The organism is Thioalkalivibrio sp. ALE17 (assembly GCF_000425605.1).
Lineage (GTDB): Bacteria > Pseudomonadota > Gammaproteobacteria > Ectothiorhodospirales > Ectothiorhodospiraceae > Thioalkalivibrio.
The window spans coordinates 119,542-136,158 of the sequence record NZ_AUDT01000008.1; the positions used below are offsets into that span (position 1 = coordinate 119,542).

General features: G+C 65.9%; 18 protein-coding genes. 16 read left to right on the forward strand and 2 right to left on the reverse strand.

Going from position 1 to position 16,617, the window contains the following annotated elements; all coding sequences use genetic code 11:
• Nucleotides 1-144: 144 nt before the first annotated feature.
• The gene (gene dnaN / locus H609_RS0107515; protein ID WP_028484676.1) at nt 145-1,248 is read right to left on the reverse strand and encodes a DNA polymerase III subunit beta; all 1,104 of its coding nucleotides are present in this window, start codon (nt 1,246-1,248) and stop codon (nt 145-147) included.
• Between the two features lie 246 nt (nt 1,249-1,494).
• Complete coding sequence (gene dnaA, locus H609_RS0107520; protein WP_018867608.1) at nt 1,495-2,865, reverse strand: chromosomal replication initiator protein DnaA; 1,371 nt, start codon at nt 2,863-2,865, stop codon at nt 1,495-1,497.
• 153 nt (nt 2,866-3,018) lie between these two features.
• Between dnaA and rpmH the strand changes: the two genes are divergently transcribed.
• From rpmH to atpG, 16 genes are all read left to right on the forward strand, one after another.
• The gene (gene rpmH / locus H609_RS0107525) at nt 3,019-3,153 is read left to right on the forward strand and encodes a 50S ribosomal protein L34 (RefSeq protein WP_018141118.1); all 135 of its coding nucleotides are present in this window, start codon (nt 3,019-3,021) and stop codon (nt 3,151-3,153) included.
• Between the two features lie 22 nt (nt 3,154-3,175).
• Nucleotides 3,176-3,529 (forward strand): ribonuclease P protein component, encoded by a 354-nt coding sequence (rnpA, locus tag H609_RS0107530; protein ID WP_028484677.1) that lies wholly within the window; start codon nt 3,176-3,178, stop codon nt 3,527-3,529.
• Nucleotides 3,526-3,783 (forward strand): membrane protein insertion efficiency factor YidD, encoded by a 258-nt coding sequence (gene yidD / locus H609_RS0107535; RefSeq protein ID WP_017943060.1) that lies wholly within the window; start codon nt 3,526-3,528, stop codon nt 3,781-3,783. The genes rnpA and yidD overlap by 4 nt, the downstream gene beginning before the upstream one ends.
• 8 nt (nt 3,784-3,791) lie before the next feature.
• Complete coding sequence (gene yidC / locus H609_RS0107540; protein ID WP_038036172.1) at nt 3,792-5,492, forward strand: membrane protein insertase YidC; 1,701 nt, start codon at nt 3,792-3,794, stop codon at nt 5,490-5,492.
• Between the two features lie 7 nt (nt 5,493-5,499).
• On the forward strand, nt 5,500-6,816 hold the full coding sequence (gene mnmE, locus H609_RS0107545; protein ID WP_028484679.1) for a tRNA uridine-5-carboxymethylaminomethyl(34) synthesis GTPase MnmE: 1,317 nt from the start codon (nt 5,500-5,502) through the stop codon (nt 6,814-6,816).
• Between the two features lie 111 nt (nt 6,817-6,927).
• A complete protein-coding gene (gene mnmG / locus H609_RS0107550) occupies nt 6,928-8,790 on the forward strand; it encodes a tRNA uridine-5-carboxymethylaminomethyl(34) synthesis enzyme MnmG (RefSeq protein WP_018876788.1) in 1,863 nt (620 codons plus the stop codon).
• Between the two features lie 286 nt (nt 8,791-9,076).
• The gene (gene rsmG / locus H609_RS0107555) at nt 9,077-9,700 is read left to right on the forward strand and encodes a 16S rRNA (guanine(527)-N(7))-methyltransferase RsmG (protein ID WP_028484680.1); all 624 of its coding nucleotides are present in this window, start codon (nt 9,077-9,079) and stop codon (nt 9,698-9,700) included.
• A gap of 3 nt (nt 9,701-9,703) precedes the next feature.
• Entirely contained in the window at nt 9,704-10,459 is a 756-nt protein-coding gene (locus H609_RS0107560; RefSeq protein ID WP_018867614.1) for a ParA family protein, read from the forward strand.
• 43 nt (nt 10,460-10,502) lie between these two features.
• Nucleotides 10,503-11,345, forward strand: coding sequence for a ParB/RepB/Spo0J family partition protein (locus H609_RS0107565; protein ID WP_028484681.1), 843 nt, complete (start codon nt 10,503-10,505; stop codon nt 11,343-11,345).
• A 167-nt stretch (nt 11,346-11,512) separates the two neighbouring features.
• A complete protein-coding gene (locus H609_RS0107570; protein ID WP_018867616.1) occupies nt 11,513-11,899 on the forward strand; it encodes an ATP synthase subunit I in 387 nt (128 codons plus the stop codon).
• A gap of 31 nt (nt 11,900-11,930) precedes the next feature.
• Nucleotides 11,931-12,773 (forward strand): F0F1 ATP synthase subunit A, encoded by an 843-nt coding sequence (atpB, locus tag H609_RS0107575; RefSeq protein WP_028484682.1) that lies wholly within the window; start codon nt 11,931-11,933, stop codon nt 12,771-12,773.
• A gap of 53 nt (nt 12,774-12,826) precedes the next feature.
• Nucleotides 12,827-13,063: a F0F1 ATP synthase subunit C gene (gene atpE, locus H609_RS0107580; RefSeq protein WP_012983953.1), complete on the forward strand. Its 237-nt coding sequence runs from the start codon at nt 12,827-12,829 to the stop codon at nt 13,061-13,063.
• Between the two features lie 53 nt (nt 13,064-13,116).
• Nucleotides 13,117-13,587 carry a F0F1 ATP synthase subunit B gene (locus H609_RS0107585; protein ID WP_018867618.1) on the forward strand — a complete coding sequence of 157 codons (471 nt, stop codon included), beginning with the start codon at nt 13,117-13,119 and terminating at the stop codon, nt 13,585-13,587.
• 9 nt (nt 13,588-13,596) lie between these two features.
• A complete protein-coding gene (locus tag H609_RS0107590; RefSeq protein WP_018867619.1) occupies nt 13,597-14,133 on the forward strand; it encodes a F0F1 ATP synthase subunit delta in 537 nt (178 codons plus the stop codon).
• Nucleotides 14,134-14,146: 13 nt separating this feature from the next.
• Nucleotides 14,147-15,688: a F0F1 ATP synthase subunit alpha gene (atpA, locus tag H609_RS0107595; protein ID WP_018880950.1), complete on the forward strand. Its 1,542-nt coding sequence runs from the start codon at nt 14,147-14,149 to the stop codon at nt 15,686-15,688.
• A gap of 12 nt (nt 15,689-15,700) precedes the next feature.
• Entirely contained in the window at nt 15,701-16,561 is an 861-nt protein-coding gene (gene atpG, locus H609_RS0107600; protein WP_018867621.1) for a F0F1 ATP synthase subunit gamma, read from the forward strand.
• Nucleotides 16,562-16,617: the final 56 nt, after the last annotated feature.

The following is a 16,617-nucleotide window of genomic DNA, read 5'->3' on the forward strand; positions in this document are numbered from 1 at the left end:
GAGGTTGGCGCCCCCTGTTCCCCGATCCTGCGTTGCGCCCCGAATCCATCAGAAACGGGCGGGTAGAACTACCCGATGCACGACGCGTCCGGTCTCGGAAAACCCAGGATACCAACGCGAGCGTATACATGGATCGGTGTTTCCCTAGAGCCGCATCGGCATGACGACGTAGCGTGCCCCGCCCGGCGGTTCCGCCTGGATCAGGATGGACGAGTTGCCGTCCCGCAGCCCGATCCGCACCTGGTCGGTCTCCAGCACATTCAGCACATCCGCGAGGTAGCCCAGGTTGAACCCGATCTCCATCGGGCCCCCGTCGTATTCCGCCTCCACCGACTCCTGGGCCTCTTCACGATCGGCGTTATGGGTCATGACCTGACACCCGCTCTCGCCCAGCACCATCCGCACACCCCGATACTTGTCGCTCGCGACGATCGCGACGCGCCCCAGTGCCTGCTTCAGGATCTCGCGGTCCACCCGCAGGGTGGCCGGAAGGTCCGCCGGGATCACCCGTTCGTAGTCCGGGAACCGTCCTTCGATCACCTTGCTGCGCAACACCGCGCTGCCGAGCTCGAACACCACCTGGTCTTCCCCGAAGCCGATGCGCACCGACGTGTCGTCATCGGCCAGGTTGCGCCGCAGCTCGGCGACGGCCTTTCGCGGCACGATACGTTCGATTCGCTCCTCCACCGGCTGCTCCAGCTCCACCTCGGCCAGCGCCAGCCGATGACCATCCGTGGCTACCGCACGCAGGCTGTTGCCACTGGCCACCAGCAGGAGCCCCTGCAGGTAGTAGCGCACGTCCTGCTGGGCCATGGAGAACATCGTAGCCTCCAGCAACCGACGCAGTCGGTTCTGCGGAACATCCAGCACGACCTCGGCCCCTCGCGCCTCCCAGTCCGGGAAATCCGCCCCCGGGAGCGTCGCCAGACTGAAGCGCGAGCCACCGAACCCGACCGTCATCCGCTCGCCCTCGACTTTCGCACGAATCTCGCTGTCCGCCGGTGCCGCCTTCACCACGTCGAGCAGCTTGCGGACCGAGACGGTCACATCGCATTCCCCGGGAATCGAACCCGCGGCGCCGGCCTGCCAGGCCAGCTCCAGATCGGTCGTGTCCATCCGGATCGAGCCGTTGTCGTCCGGGCGCAGTCGCACGTTCCCCAGGATGGGCATCGTCAATCGTTTCTCGGCCGCGCCCACAATCCGTTGCAGCGCTTCGGTCATCGTCTCGCGATTGAAAGACAGTTCCATGGCGATGTCCTGTATCTAGTCTGTTTAGATATTCATCTAGTGATAATAAGGGGCCGACTTCCCTGTGAAGAAAACCCTATAACTTCTTTTTTATCAGAAACTTAATTCTGTCCCTTGGGGTTCTGCTACCTCTGTGAAGCCTGTTGCCAACCTGTGGACAGTTTGCCCCCTCGATTTTTCCCCGCATCCATACCGGTGTTGCACCCAGGTTATCCACAGGTTTCGGCCCACCGGAATGCCCCGCGTTCAACTGCTCAATGTCCGCAACAGATTGGAGTAATCCTCGTCCAGGCTCGCATCCGCCTCGCGCAATTCCGCCACCTTCCGGCAGGCATGGATCACGGTGGTGTGGTCACGCCCGCCGAAGGCCTGGCCGATCTCCGGGAGGCTGTGCTGGGTCAGTTCCTTGGCCAGTGCCATCGCGATCTGACGCGGCCGGGCGATGGATCGGCTGCGTCGGGTGGAGAGCAGATCCGCGACCTTCACGCGATAGTAATCCGCCACGGTCTTCTGGATATTCTCCAGCGTAATCAACTTGTTCTGGACAGCCAGCAGATCGCGCAGCGCATCCTTCGCGAAATCCAGCGTGATCGGCTTGCCAGTGAAATGGGCGTTGGCGATCACCCGACGCAGGGAGCCTTCCAGTTCGCGGATGTTGGACCGGATGCGCTTGCCCATGAAGAAGGCCACCTCGGTGGGAAGCTCGATCCCGGCCTGTTCGGCCTTGCGCTGCAGGATCGCGACGCGCGTCTCCAGTTCGGGCGGTTCGATCGCAATCGTCAGGCCCCAGCCAAAGCGCGACTTCAGGCGCTCCTCGAGCCCCTCGACCTCCTTCGGATACCGATCCGACGTCAGGATGATCTGCTGCTGGCCTTCCAGAAGGGCGTTGAAGGTGTGGAAGAACTCTTCCTGCGAACGCTCCTTGCCGGCGAAGAACTGGATGTCATCGATCAGCAGTGCGTCCGCGGAGCGGTAGTGCTGCTTGAACTCGTCGATCGCGTTGTGCTGCAGCGCCTTGATCATGTCCGCCACAAAACGTTCGGAGTGCAGGTAGATGATCCGCCCCTCCGGATGCCGCGCCAGGATGCTGTGCCCGATCGCGTGCATCAGATGGGTCTTGCCGAGCCCCACCCCGCCATAGATGAACAGCGGGTTGTAGGCCACCCCGGGATTCTCTGCGACCTGCAGACTCGCGGCCCGCGCCAGTTGATTGGACTTCCCCTCGACAAAGGTGTCGAACGTGAACGCGGGGTTCAGGTTGCTGACCGGGCCCTGGGGACGGGGTGGCGGGCTCGCCTTTTCCGCCGCGGCGCGCTCGCGCTGGGACTCGTGGGGATCGGGGACCGGGGCCGTCGGCAGCTCCGCACCGCCGATGCCAAGCCGCACACGCCGACCCGAATGGTCGTTCGCGGGCTGCAGCTCGCCCACTGTTTCCTCGATCGACGCCAGGAGGTGGTCGCGCACGTGCTCGAATACGAACTGGTTCGGCGCCAGCAGGCGCAGCGAGCCCTCCGATTCTTCGGCATGCAGTGGCCTTAGCCAGGTGTTGAGTTGTTGCTCGCTGACCTTCCCCTGCAGGCGGTCCAGACAGGCTGTCCACAGGGCATTGGCTGACACGCGTTTGTCTCCGGGGCGGCGGGGAATGGAAGTCCCCGAGTCTACGCCGATGGGCCCCCGCGGTGCCAGCGGCTTGCCGACCCCGAGATTGACTTTGTCCCCGGATGGCGATAGTTTTCACCGCCCTTTAACCAAGCGTCACCGGGAACCGACATGAAGCGCACTTTCCAACCCAGCCGGCTCGTCCGCGCCCGCACGCACGGCTTCCGGGCCCGCATGGCCACCCGTGGTGGCCGCAAGGTCCTGAACGCCCGTCGCGCCAAGGGCCGCAAGCGCCTCTGCCCGTAGACCGGGCGGCGCGCCGGCTCCCGTGACCGCGGCGCCAGCCATCCAGACCTTTCCGCGCCGCGTCCGTTTGCTGACGGGCGCGGATTACCAGCGTGTATTCGAGGATGCCCGGCGTCAGCGCGGTCGCGACCTGACCTTGCTCTATCGACGTTCGGAGACCGGCGAGGCGCGTCTGGGCCTGGCTATCGGCAAGCGGCATGTGCGCCATGCCACGGACCGCAACCGGATCAAGCGCATCGTGCGCGAGGCGTTCCGCGTGCGCCGCGCCCAGCTGCCGCCGGTCGACATGATCGTGCTGGCGCGGGGTGGCGCGGCGAGCGCCGACCGGCGCGCGCTGCGCGCCGAAATCGACAGCCTGCTGGAACGTCTGCAATGAGCCTGCCCCGCAAGATTGCCCTGCTGCCCGTGCGGGCCTACCAGTACGGGATCTCGCCGTTCATGGCCCCGCATTGCCGTCACTACCCGACCTGCTCGGCGTATACCGTCGAGGCGGTCGAGACCCACGGGGTCCTGCGGGGCTTCTGGCTGGGTCTGCGGCGCATCCTGCGCTGCCACCCCTGGTCCCCGGGCGGTTATGATCCGGTTCCGGCACCGCGTTCCGATTCTCCCAGCACACGACCCTCAAAGTAGTCGCGCTCATGGATAACCTTCGTCCCCTCCTGTGGCTAACCCTGGCCTTTGTCCTGTTCCTGATGTGGCAGGCCTGGAATCAGGATTACGGCACTCCCTCCCAGCCCGATCGTACCGCCGAGCAGGCCGAGGAGGATCCGGACGCGCGGCCGGAGGATGTGCCGGACGCGCCGCAGTTCGAGTCGGAGGACCAGCCGCGCGCGGACGATGCGCCGCAGGTCAGTACGCTGCAGGAGCCGGACCGCCGCCAGATCACGGTGCGCACCGACACCCACGAGATCCTGATCGATACCCGTGGCGGTACGCTCCTGCGGGCGGACCTGCTGCAGTACCCGCGGGACCTGCAGGACGATCCGCTGGTCCCTGTGCGCCTGTTCGACCATCGGGTCCGGGGCTATGTTGCCCAGAGCGGCCTGACCCATGATCGGGTCAACGACCGTTCCATGGAGGGTCGCGCCCCGTCGCATCACGCCAATTTCCAGGTCGACCAGGACCGCTTCGATCTGGCCGAGGGCCAGGACACCCTCGAGGTCCCGCTGCGCTGGACCTCCGAGGATGGTGAGATCGAGGTCATCAAGACCTATACCTTCACCCGCGGCTCGCATCTGATCGAGGTGGACTACGAGGTCCACAACCGCTCGGATTCCACCTGGAGCGGTCGCCAGTACCGTCAGCTGCGTCACGGCCCCACGCCCGACCGCGAGTCCTGGTGGCTTTACACCTTCACCGGTGCCGCCTATTTCGATGGGAGCTACGAGCGCGAACGCTTCGAGTCGCTGCGCGACGACCCCATTCAGGCGCGCATCCAGGGTGGCTGGGTCGCGATGATCCAGCACTACTTTGTGTCCGCCTGGGTCCCGGGCGAGGACGAGGTCAATGCGCTCTATGCCCGCGCGGTGCCGGGCGAGGTGGGTGACGAGTACCTGATCGGCCTCCACTCCGAATCGATCCAGATCCCGGCCGGCTCCAGCGGCGCATTTTCCACGCGCCTGTGGGTGGGCCCGAAGCTGCAGGACGAGCTTTCCCAGATCGCACAGGGTCTGGAGCTGACCGTCGACTACGGCATCTTCACCTTCCTGTCCAAGCCCCTTTTCTGGCTGCTGGACAAGATCCATGCGGTGGTCGGCAACTGGGGCTGGGCGATCGTCATCCTGACGATCCTGATCAAGCTGGCGTTCTTCAAGCTGTCCGCGACCAGCTACCGCTCGATGGCGCGCATGCGCAAGGTCGCGCCCAAGCTGCAGGCCCTGAAGGAGCGCTACAAGGACGACAAGCAGCGCATGAACCAGGCGCTGATGGACCTGTACAAAAAGGAGAAGATCAACCCGCTGGGTGGCTGTCTCCCGATCCTGGTGCAGATCCCGGTATTCATCGCCCTGTACTGGGTGCTGCTGGAGAGTGTGGAACTGCGTCAGGCCCCGTGGTGGCTGTGGATCCAGGATCTGTCCTCACGCGATCCGTACTTCATCCTGCCGATCCTGATGGGCGTGTCCATGTTCGTGCAGTACAAGCTGAACCCGCCGCCGATGGATCCGGTGCAGCAGAAGATCTTCATGGCGCTGCCGTTCGTGTTCACCGTGTTCTTCGCCTTCTTCCCGGCAGGTCTGGTCCTGTACTGGTTCACCAACAACCTGTTCTCCATCGCCCAGCAGTGGTACATCACGCGCAAGATCGAGGCTGGACAGGACCCGGAAAAGAAGAAGGAGTAGGCGCCGCGTGACCGTGACGGACACTATCGTCGCGGTCGCCACCCCGCCGGGGGTCGGCGGAATAGGCGTCGTGCGCCTGTCGGGCGCCGAGGCGGTGGAGATCGCACGGCGCCTGACCGGGCGCGACCGCCTGCGACCGCGCCATGCCCACTACGGCCGCCTCATCGATCCGGCCAGTGCCGAGGCCATCGACGATGGCCTGATCCTCTATTTCCCCGCCCCCCATTCCTTCACCGGCGAGGACGTGGTCGAGCTGCAGGGGCACGGCAGCCCGGTGCTGCTGGAGGCGCTGGTCGCGGCGTCGGTCGATCTCGGGGCCCGCCGCGCGCGGCCGGGCGAATTCACCGAACAGGCCTTTCTGAACGGCCGCCTCGACCTCGCGCAGGCGGAGGCCGTCGCCGACCTGATCCATGCCCAGACGGCCGAGGCCGCGCGCCTGGCCCGCTCCAGCCTCGATGGTGCGCTGGCCGCGGAGCTGGAGCCGGTCTCCCGCGCGATCCGCGACATGCGCGTGGTCATCGAGGCCGAGATCGACTTCGGCGAGACCGATCTTGAATCCGAGGCGGCCCCGGACATCGCCCGGCGGGCGGAGGAACTGCACGCCACCATCGTCGCGTTGCTGGAGCGCCTGCGCCCGGCCCGGTACTTCGCCCAGGGCCTGCGTCTGGCCCTGGTGGGGGCCCCGAATGTCGGCAAGTCCAGCCTGATGAACCGCCTGGCCGAGAGTGAGGTGGCGATCGTCACCGATCGCCCCGGGACTACGCGCGATGTGCTGCGCTCGCCCATCGCCATCCACGGCATCCCGGTCGAGCTGATCGATACCGCAGGGCTGCATGCCAGCGACGACCCGGTGGAGCGCATCGGCATGGAGCGCGCCCGCGAGGCCGCGACCGGGGCCGATCTGATCGTGGAGCTGCGGGACCTGACCCGGCCGGAGGCCGTCCCCGATCTGGAGGCCGCGCCCGAGATCCCGCGTCTTACGGTCTGGAACAAGCAGGACTGCGTTGCAAAGGATTCCCTTCCAGGCGAGGGGATCGCCATCTCCGCGCGCACGGGTGCGGGCATCGAAGCACTGAAGCAGGCGATCGTCGAGCGCCTGGGTGCCGGCGAGGGCGGGCAGCAGCGATTCAGCGTGCGCGCGCGCCATCTCGATGGTCTGCGTTCGGCCGCCCACCACCTGGCCGCGATCGACGCGCAGGCCCCGCCGGATGTGATTGCCGAAGAGCTGCGCCTGGCCGAGGCCGCGCTGGATACCCTGCTGGGTCGCCAGGACCACGAGGCCCTGCTCGGCGAGATCTTCGCCGGGTTCTGCATCGGCAAGTGATGGCGCAGGGAAACATGGATCCCCATGCGGCCGCTTCGACGCCGCCGCCACTCCTGCTAAACTGCTGATTTTACGTTTTCGGGCCGACCACCGGCCGGGCTTGCAGAGGTCATGGCAGAAACATTCGATGTCATCGTGATTGGTGGCGGACACGCCGGCACCGAGGCCGCACTGGCCGCGGCGCGCGCGGGTGCGCGCACGCTGCTGCTGACCCACAACATCGAGACCATCGGCCAGATGAGCTGCAATCCGGCGATCGGCGGCATCGGCAAGGGCCACCTGGTGAAGGAGATCGATGCCCTGGGGGGCGTGATGGCACGTGCGGCGGATGCCGCCGGCATCCACTTCCGCATCCTCAACCGGCGCAAGGGCCCGGCGGTGCGCGCGACCCGCGCCCAGTCCGACCGGCAGCTCTACCGCCAGGCCATTCGCCAGTTCGTGGAGGCCGAGCCGAATCTGGAGATCTTCCAGCAGCCGGTGGCCGACATCACCATGGAGGGCGATCGTGCGACCGGCGTGGTCACCGAGGCGGGGACTGCGTTCCAGGCCCGTGCCGTCGTGCTGACGGTGGGGACCTTCCTCAACGGCCAGATGCACACCGGGCTGACCCGGCAGCCGGGCGGTCGCGCGGGCGATCCGCCGAGCGTGCGCCTGGCCGCGCGCCTGCGCGAGATGGCCTTTGCGGTCGGGCGCCTGAAGACCGGCACCCCGCCGCGCATCGACGGGCGCAGCGTCGACTTCGCGCGCCTCGAGGTGCAGCCGGGCGATGACCCGCGCCCGGTGTTCTCGTTCACCGGCTCGGCCGACGACCACCCGGCCCAGCGCCCCTGTCATATCGCGCGCACCAGCGAGAAGACCCACGACCTGATCCGCGCCAACCTCGATCAGGCCCCGATGTATTCCGGCCAGATCGACAGCACCGGACCGCGCTACTGCCCCTCGATCGAGGACAAGGTGGTGCGCTTTGCCGACAAGACCAGCCACCAGGTCTTCGTCGAACCGGAAGGGCTGACCACGCACGAGCTCTACCCGAACGGGATCTCCACCTCCCTGCCCTATGCGATCCAGGTGCCGCTGGTGCAGAGCATTGAGGGCTTCGAGCACGCCCGCATTACCCGTCCGGGCTACGCGATCGAGTACGACTACTTCGACCCGCGCGGCCTGCGCCCGTCGCTGGCCACGCGCGAGGTAGCCAATCTGTTCTTCGCCGGGCAGATCAACGGCACCACCGGATACGAAGAGGCCGCCGCCCAGGGCCTGGTCGCCGGGCTCAATGCCGCCCGCCTGACCCGGGACGCCGAACCCTGGATCCCGCAGCGTTCCGAGGCCTATATCGGCGTGCTGATCGACGACCTGGTCACCCGCGGCACGCAGGAGCCCTATCGGATGTTCACCTCGCGCGCCGAATACCGGCTGCTGCTGCGCGAGGACAATGCGGATCTGCGTCTGACCCCGGTCGGCCGTGAATACGGCCTGGTCGACGATGCCCGCTGGGCCCGGTTCGAGCGCCGCGCCGCCGCGATCGAGTCGGAGATGAGCCGGTTGGCACAGACGCGACCGGACCGCGATCAGCGCAGCCGCCCGGCCCTGGTCGAGCTCCTCGGCAAGGCCCCGGACCCGGATGCCACGCTGCTCGACCTGCTGCGCCGGCCGGAGGCCGACTATGACGCCCTGATGCAGGCCCTCCCGGAACTGGATGCGGGCTGCGCACCGGACGTGCGCGAACAGGCCGAGATCCAGGCCAAATACGCCGGGTACATCGAGCGCCAGCAGGCCGAGATCGATCGCCAGGCCAGGGCGGAACAGACCGCGCTGCCGGACGGACTCGACTACGACCGGGTCCATGGTCTGTCCAACGAGATCCGCCAGAAGCTGGCCGAATTCCGTCCGCATACCCTGGCCCAGGCCCAGCGCATTCCCGGCGTGACCCCGGCCGCGCTGTCGGCCCTGGCCGTACACCTAAGGACACACTGATCCATGTACACCCTCGCGTTGGTACCCCAGGTTTTCCGAGACCAGGCGCGGCGCGCAGCGGGTAGTGGTTCTACCCGCAAGCGGTGCAACGCAGGATCGGGGAACCTGGGGTGCCAACCCCGAAGGGGCTCGGCCGCCCGTTGGTATCAGAAACGGGCGCGCGCACGGCGTTGCGGCTCCCTTGTGCAGAATGACTGCACGGCGGTCACCGCGCCTTGTTGGCACGCAAAAGCGACTCGAGCGCGAGGGTGTACATGGATCAGTGTGTCCTTGGAGCAGCGCGCCAGTGGCGAGTGAGGACTGGGGGGCGCGGCTCGCGTCCTGTGCCGATGCCTGGGACCTGGATGCCCGCGCCCGCGAGGTGCTGGCGACGTACCTCGCCGAGCTCCAGCGCTGGAACCGGGTGCACAACCTCACCGCGGTGCGCGATCCCGCCTTGCTGATTCCACGTCACGTACTCGACAGCCTGACCCTGCGCCCGTATCTTCAGGGCGAGCGCGTGCTCGACGTGGGCACCGGGGCCGGGCTCCCGGGGTTCATCCTGGCCGCGACCGAACGCGAGCGCGACTTCTGTCTGCTGGACAGCGCGGCCAAACGCATCCGCTTCCTGCGTAACGTGATCGGCCTGACCGGTCTGGCGAACGCCGAGGCGATCCACGCGCGCATCGAGGACTTCCACCCCGAGGCGCCGTATACCACCGTGCTGTCGCGGGCGTTCAAGGCCCCGGCCGAGATGCTCGCGCGGGTCGCACACACCGTGGCGCCCGGGGGCCGGGTACTGGCCATGCTCGGACAGCGGCGGGTGGTCGATGACCCCCTGCCGGCGCCCTGGGCGTACCGCCGGGTGGATCCGGTTACCATTCCCGGCGAGGTGGCCGAGCGCCACGTTGCCATTATCGAGAGAGTCTGAGCCGTGACCGATACACTGGCGATCACCAATCAGAAGGGCGGGGTCGGCAAGACCACCACCTGCGTCAACCTGGCCGCATCGCTGGCGCGCCTGGGCAAGCGCGTACTCGTGGTGGACATGGATCCCCAGGGCAATGCCACCACCGGCTCCGGCGTGGACAAGCATGCCGACGACCCCACCTCCTGCGAGGTGCTTCTGGGCCAGGCCACGGTCGCCGAGGCTGCCCACCGGGTCGAGGCCGGCTACGACCTGGTCCCGTCGAACGGCGACTTGACCGTGGCCGAGGTCCGGCTGATGGAGGCCGATCGCCGCGAGTACCGCCTGCAGGATGCGCTGGGCGCGGCCGCGGCGAACTACGATCACATCCTGGTCGACTGCCCGCCGTCGCTGAACCTCCTTACCGTCAATGGCCTGGTCGCCGCCGACGGCGTCGTGATCCCGATGCAGTGCGAGTACTACGCCCTCGAGGGCCTGACCGCCCTGATGCGCACCATCGAGAGCATCCAGCGCGGGCCGAACCCGAAGCTGCGCATCTCCGGGTTGCTGCGCACCATGTTCGACCCGCGAAACCGTCTGTCCGGCGACGTCTCCGAACAATTGACCGGCCATTTCGGCGACCGTGTGTTCCGCACCGTGATCCCGCGCAACATCCGCCTGGCCGAGGCCCCCAGTTTTGGCCAGCCGGCCTTGTTGTATGATGCCTCCTCGCGTGGCGCGGTGGCCTACCTGGCCCTGGCCGGCGAGATGTTGCGGCGCTGACGCCGCCCGTCCCCCAACCGACTGTCTGCAGGAACGATCGACCATGGCGAAACGTGGACTGGGCCGCGGCCTCGATGCCCTCCTTTCCGGCGCCCAGGCCGGCGGCGACGAAGCCGACAGCCTGGATCAACTCCCGATCGAGCAGATCCGGCGTGGAAAATACCAGCCGCGCGTGCATATGGCCGAGGCCGCCCTGGCGGAACTCGCGGACTCCATTCGTGCCCAGGGGATCGTGCAGCCCGTCGTTGTCCGCCGCCTGGATGATGGCTACGAGCTGATCGCCGGGGAGCGCCGCTGGCGCGCGGCCCAGATCGCCGGCCTCGAGACCGTCCCGGCGGTGGTCCGGGATATCCCCGATCAGGCCGCCGCGGCGATGGCGCTGATCGAGAACATCCAGCGCGAGGACCTGAACCCGCTGGAGGAGGCACAGGCGATCCGGCGCCTGATCGGGGAGTTCGAGATGACCCACCAGGCCGCGGCCGATGCCGTGGGCCGTTCGCGCACCTCGGTGACCAACCTGCTGCGCCTGCTGGAACTCCACGACAGCGTGAAGGAACACGTCAACGAGGGCCGCCTGGAGATGGGCCATGCGCGCTGCCTGCTCGCTGTTCCCCTCGACGATCAGCCGGGGGTTGCCGCCACCGTGGTCAAGCGCGGCCTTTCCGTACGCGCGACCGAACAATTGGTGAAGAAGGTCCTGGCCGCCACCCCGGAGCCGAAGAAGGACACCGGACCCTCGCCCGAAGTCCGGCAACTGGAAAGCCGCCTGTCCGACCAGCTGGGTGCCCCGGTCCAGGTGCGATACAACCGCCAGGGCAAGGGTCGCCTGGTCATCGAGTACAACAGCCTCGATGAGCTCGACGGGATCCTCGAACACATCCAGTAGAGGCCGCGGACTCCCCGCGCCAATCCTCCCGGCCACGCCGTCCGCGCGCCCCGCCCGCACCGGGCCCAAACCCCTGCTTACAGCCCCATAACGGTTTGACCTAATAGAAGGGCGCTCTTATACTACGCCCACTTTTTGGGAGAGGGGTGGGTGTGCCCATCCGCTGAATGACACCGCGACGCTTCAGACACGCCTTACAATCGCTGGGTCTGCAGCTCGCCTTAACGCTGATTCTGTCGGGCCTGCTTCTGGCCCTGTTCCCCCCGATCGTGGCGATCTCGGCCGCGGTGGGCGGCATGACCGCGACCCTCGGCAACGCCGTGGCCGCGGTCGTCGTGTTTCGGCCCTATCGAGCCGATCAGGTGGGCTCGCTGACCGCCCGCATGATGGGCGCACAGCTGGGACGACTGGCAATCATCGCGGTGGCATTCGGGGTGGCGTTCGCTTACCTGGACGAGCCGGACCTACCGGCCCTGTTCGGCATCTTCCTCCTGGTGCACCTGGCCCCCCTGTGGTGGCTGCACCGGGTTTCTGATCAAGCAATGACGAGATAACTGCATGGCTTCAGAAAGCGAACTGCCCACGATGGAAGAGCACATTGCTCACCATCTCACGAACCTCACCTTCGGGCTCCACCCCGAGAACGGACTGAGCTTCGCCTCGACCAGCACCGAAGCCGCCGAGATGGGCTTCTGGGCGGTCCATGTCGACTCCATGCTCTGGTCGATCGGTCTGGGTCTGCTGTTTATCCTGACGTTCCGCGCCGCGGCCAAGAAGGTCACCGCCGGCGTCCCGGGCGGCTGGCAGAACTTCGTCGAAATGACCATGGACTTCGTCAACGACAACGTCCGTGGTTCCTTCAAGCACAAGAACGACATGGTCGCGCCGCTCGCGCTGACCATCTTTGTCTGGATCTTCCTGCTCAACCTGATGGACCTGGTGCCGGTGGATCTGCTGCCGCACATCGCCTATCTGCTGGGCATCCCGTACTTCAAGATCGTGCCCACCACGGATATCAACGTGACCGCCGGCCTCGCGCTGGGCGTGTTTATCCTGATCATCTACTACTCGCTGAAGATCAAGGGCCCGGTCGGCTTCATCAAGGAGCTCACGGGTATCCCGTTCCAGACCAACATCGTGTTCCTGAAGCCGATCTTCTGGACGATCAACTTCGTCCTGGAGTTCATCAACCTGCTGGCCAAGCCGGCCTCGCTCGCCCTGCGACTGTTCGGCAACCTCTACGCCGCGGAGATGATCTTCATCCTGATCGGCGTGATGTACTCCGCGGGCCTGATCCTGGGTCTGGCCGGCGGCGTGCTGCATGTCGGCTGGGCGATCTTCCACATCCTCGTGGTGCCGCTGCAGGCCTTCATCTTCATGGTGCTGACCGTCGTCTATCTGGACATGGCGTACAGCGAAGACCACTGATTCCGATCTTCCTACTCAACTGACTGTTTCAACACTCGACTGGAGATACAAAAATGGAAATGGCAAACGCTCTGATCGTTCTGGCTGGCTCTCTGCTCCTGGGTCTGGCCGCTGTCGGCGCCGCGATCGGCGTGGGCACCCTGGGTGGTCGCTTCCTGGAAGGCGCCGCGCGTCAGCCGGAACTGATCCCGATGCTGCGTACCCAGTTCTTCATCGTCATGGGTCTGACCGACGCCGTGCCGATGATCGGTGTGGGTATCGGCCTGTACGTTCTGTTCGCCCTGGGCTAAGAGGCTGACCGAGTCCCGAGGATCCCTCACACTCGTCAACCCGAGGTAGCAGGATGAATATCAATCTGACCATCATCGGCCAGCTGCTCGCGTTCAGCGTCTTCGTGTGGTTCACGATGCGCTACGTCTGGCCGCCCATGTCCAACGCCCTGGAAGAGCGTCGCAAGAAGATTGCCGACGGTCTCGCCGCAGCGGAGCGCGGCGAGAAAGAGCAGGAGCTCGCCCAGGAGCGTGCGACCGAGGTGATCAAGGAAGCCAAGCAGCAGGCCAACGAGATCGTCGCCTCCGCCCAGAAGCGTGCCAACGATCTGGTCGAGGAGAGCAAGACCACGGCCCGCGAGGAAGGCGACCGCATCAAGGAAGCGGCGCAATCCGAAATCGAGCAGGAGCTCAATCGCGCGAAGGAAGAGCTGCGCAAGCAGGTCTCCGAACTGGCGGTTGCCGGCGCCGAGCAGATCCTGGCCAAGGAGATTGACGCCAAGGCCCACGGCGATCTGCTCAAGAAGCTCGCGGCCAAGCTCTAAGGAGACGTTATGTCAGACCTGATTTCGGTCGCCCGACCCTACGCCCGCGCGGCATTCGAGCGGGCCCGCGAGGCCAAGGATCTCGCCGGCTGGGCCGAGCAGCTCGAGTTGCTGGCGGCGATCGCCAGCGACTCGCAGATGCACAGTCTCCTCTCCAACCCGCGGCTCCCGCGTGCCGATCGCGCCCAGCTGGTGCTGGACGTGGCCGGTGACAAGGTCGGTGCCGAGGCCGGCAATCTGGTGCGCCTGCTGGCGGAGAACGGCCGCCTGCCGGCCCTGCCCGCCGTCCGTGACGCCTTCGAGGAACTCAAGGCCGCCGCGGAACAGCGCGTGCACGCCGATGTCACCGCCTTCCGCAAGCTCACGCAGGCGCAGGAGAAAGAGATCCACGACGCCCTGGTCAAGGGCCTGGGCTGCGAAGTCGATCTCGAATGCTCAGTCGACAGCTCCCTGCTGGGGGGCGCCATCATCCGCGCCGGCGACCTGGTAATCGACGGCTCCGTGCGAGGCCAGCTGAACCGCCTGGCTGCCAATTTGAGTCGCTAAGAGGATATTTAACATGCAACTGAATCCCTCCGAGATCAGTGATCTGATCAAACAGCGCATCGAGAAATTCGATGCCTCCTCCGAGGCCTCCAACGAGGGCACCGTGGTCAGCCTGACCGACGGTATCGCGCGTGTGCACGGCCTGGGTGACGTCATGCAGGGCGAGATGCTCGAGTTCCCCGAGGACACCTTCGGCATGGCGCTCAACCTCGAGCGCGACTCCGTCGGCGTCGTGATCCTGGGTGACTACAAGCACATCAAGGAAGGCGACACGGTGAAGTGCACCGGCCGCATCCTCGAGGTCCCGGTGGGCGAGGCCCTGCTCGGTCGCGTGGTGGACTCCCTGGGTCGCCCGATCGACGGCAAGGGCCCGGTGAACACCGACGTGACCAGCCCGATCGAAAAGATCGCCCCGGGCGTTATCGAACGCCAGTCCGTCGACCAGCCGCTGCAGTCCGGCATCAAGGCGATCGACGCCATGGTTCCGGTCGGCCGCGGCCAGCGCGAGCTGATCATCGGCGACCGTCAGACCGGCAAGACCGCCGTGGCGATCGACGCGATCATCAACCAGAAGGACTCCGGCGTTAAGTGCATCTACGTCGCCGTGGGCCAGAAGGCCTCGTCGGTTGCGTCCGTGGTGGCCAAGCTGGAAGAGGCCGGCGCGATGGAGAACACCATCATCGTCGCCGCCAACGCCTCCGAGTCGGCCGCGATGCAGTTCATCGCCCCGTATGCCGGCTGCGCGATGGGCGAGTACTTCCGCGACCGTGGCGAAGACGCCCTGATCGTCTACGACGACCTGACCAAGCAGGCCTGGGCCTACCGTCAGGTCTCCCTGCTGCTGCGCCGCCCGCCGGGCCGCGAAGCCTATCCGGGCGACGTCTTCTACCTGCATTCGCGTCTGCTGGAGCGGGCCTCCCGCGTGAACGCCGAGTACGTGGAACAGCACACCAACGGCGAAGTGAAGGGCCAGACCGGTTCCCTGACCGCGCTGCCGATCATCGAGACCCAGGCCGGCGACGTGTCCGCGTTCGTGCCGACCAACGTGATCTCGATCACCGACGGCCAGATCTTCCTCGAGACCGACCTGTTCAACTCGGGTATCCGTCCGGCGATCAACGCCGGTCTGTCGGTCTCCCGCGTGGGTGGTTCGGCGCAGACCAAGATCATCAAGAAGCTCGGTGGTGGCGTGCGTCTGGCGCTGGCCCAGTATCGCGAGCTGGCGGCGTTCTCGCAGTTTGCCTCCGATCTGGACGAACTGACCCGCAAGCAGCTGGATCGCGGCAAGCGCGTGACCGAGCTGATGAAGCAGGGTCAGTACCAGCCGATGTCCATTGGCGAGATGGCCTTCTCCCTGTATGCCGCGAACGAGGGCTACCTCGACGACGTCGAGGCGGAAAAGGTCGTGAGCTTCGAAAAGGAACTGATCGCCTATGCGCGTTCCTCGCAGAAGGAGCTCCTGGACGAAATCAACAGCACTGGCGACTACAACGACTCCATCCAGGAAAAGCTGAAGAAGGCCCTGGAAGAGTTCAAGGCCAAGCACAGCTGGTAACGGGAGCACGCAATGGCGGGCACTAAGGAGATTCGGACGCAGATCAAGAGTATCCAGAATACTCAGAAGATCACCAAGGCGATGGAGATGGTCGCCGCGTCCAAGATGCGCAAGGCCCAGGACCGTATGGAAGAGTCCCGGCCCTACGCGCAGAAGATCCACGACGTGATCGGTCACGTCGCCATGGCGAATGCCGAGTACAAGCATCCGTTCATGGTTGAGCGCGAAGTGAAGCGCGTGGCGCTGATCATCGTGTCGACCGATCGCGGCCTCTGCGGCGGGTTGAATACCAACCTGTTCAAGAAGGCTGTCGGCGAGATGCGCCGGTACCGCGACGAGGGTGTCGAGGTCGATCTCTGCGTGGTGGGCAACAAGGCGCTGCAGTTCTTCAAGCGCCTTGGCGGCAACATCGTGGCCGAAGCCAAAGATCTCGGTGACCGTCCGCACATCAACGACCTGATCGGGTCGATCAAGGTGGTGCTGGACAACTTCCGCGACGGCAAGGTGGACCGCGTCGTGCTGCTGGAGAACAAGTTCGTCAACACGATGACGCAGCAGCCCGAGGTGACCCAGCTGCTGCCGACGGCGCCGAGCCGGGACGAATCGCTCAAGCACCACTGGGATTACATCTACGAGCCCGACACGCATCCGGTGATGGATACGCTGCTCGAGCGCTATGTCGAGTCCCTGATCTACCAGGCGGTGGTCGAGAACGTGGCCTGCGAAATGGCCGCGCGCATGGTGGCGATGAAGTCCGCCTCCGACAACGCCGGCACGATGATCAAGGACCTGCAGCTCGTCTACAACAAGGCGCGCCAGGCCGCGATCACCCAGGAGATCTCCGAGATCGTCAGCGGCGCGGCCGCGGTCTAGCGCCCGCCGTCACGTATCGGTCGACTCGGCACGAATTACGACTTACGAGGATGAAC

Excerpts from the sequence above, each read along its gene's own strand:
- H609_RS0107585 (WP_018867618.1), top strand. The coding sequence starts at position 13,117 with ATGAATATCAATCTGACCATCATCGGCCAGCTGCTCGCGTTCAGCGTC.
- yidC (WP_038036172.1), top strand. The coding sequence starts at position 3,792 with ATGGATAACCTTCGTCCCCTCCTGTGGCTAACCCTGGCCTTTGTCCTG.
- dnaN (WP_028484676.1), bottom strand. The coding sequence starts at position 1,248 with ATGGAACTGTCTTTCAATCGCGAGACGATGACCGAAGCGCTGCAACGG.
- atpG (WP_018867621.1), top strand. The coding sequence starts at position 15,701 with ATGGCGGGCACTAAGGAGATTCGGACGCAGATCAAGAGTATCCAGAAT.
- atpA (WP_018880950.1), top strand. The coding sequence starts at position 14,147 with ATGCAACTGAATCCCTCCGAGATCAGTGATCTGATCAAACAGCGCATC.
- H609_RS0107590 (WP_018867619.1), top strand. The coding sequence starts at position 13,597 with ATGTCAGACCTGATTTCGGTCGCCCGACCCTACGCCCGCGCGGCATTC.
- H609_RS0107565 (WP_028484681.1), top strand. The coding sequence starts at position 10,503 with ATGGCGAAACGTGGACTGGGCCGCGGCCTCGATGCCCTCCTTTCCGGC.
- mnmG (WP_018876788.1), top strand. The coding sequence starts at position 6,928 with ATGGCAGAAACATTCGATGTCATCGTGATTGGTGGCGGACACGCCGGC.
- H609_RS0107570 (WP_018867616.1), top strand. The coding sequence starts at position 11,513 with ATGACACCGCGACGCTTCAGACACGCCTTACAATCGCTGGGTCTGCAG.
- rpmH (WP_018141118.1), top strand. The coding sequence starts at position 3,019 with ATGAAGCGCACTTTCCAACCCAGCCGGCTCGTCCGCGCCCGCACGCAC.
- yidD (WP_017943060.1), top strand. The coding sequence starts at position 3,526 with ATGAGCCTGCCCCGCAAGATTGCCCTGCTGCCCGTGCGGGCCTACCAG.
- atpB (WP_028484682.1), top strand. The coding sequence starts at position 11,931 with ATGGAAGAGCACATTGCTCACCATCTCACGAACCTCACCTTCGGGCTC.
- atpE (WP_012983953.1), top strand. The coding sequence starts at position 12,827 with ATGGAAATGGCAAACGCTCTGATCGTTCTGGCTGGCTCTCTGCTCCTG.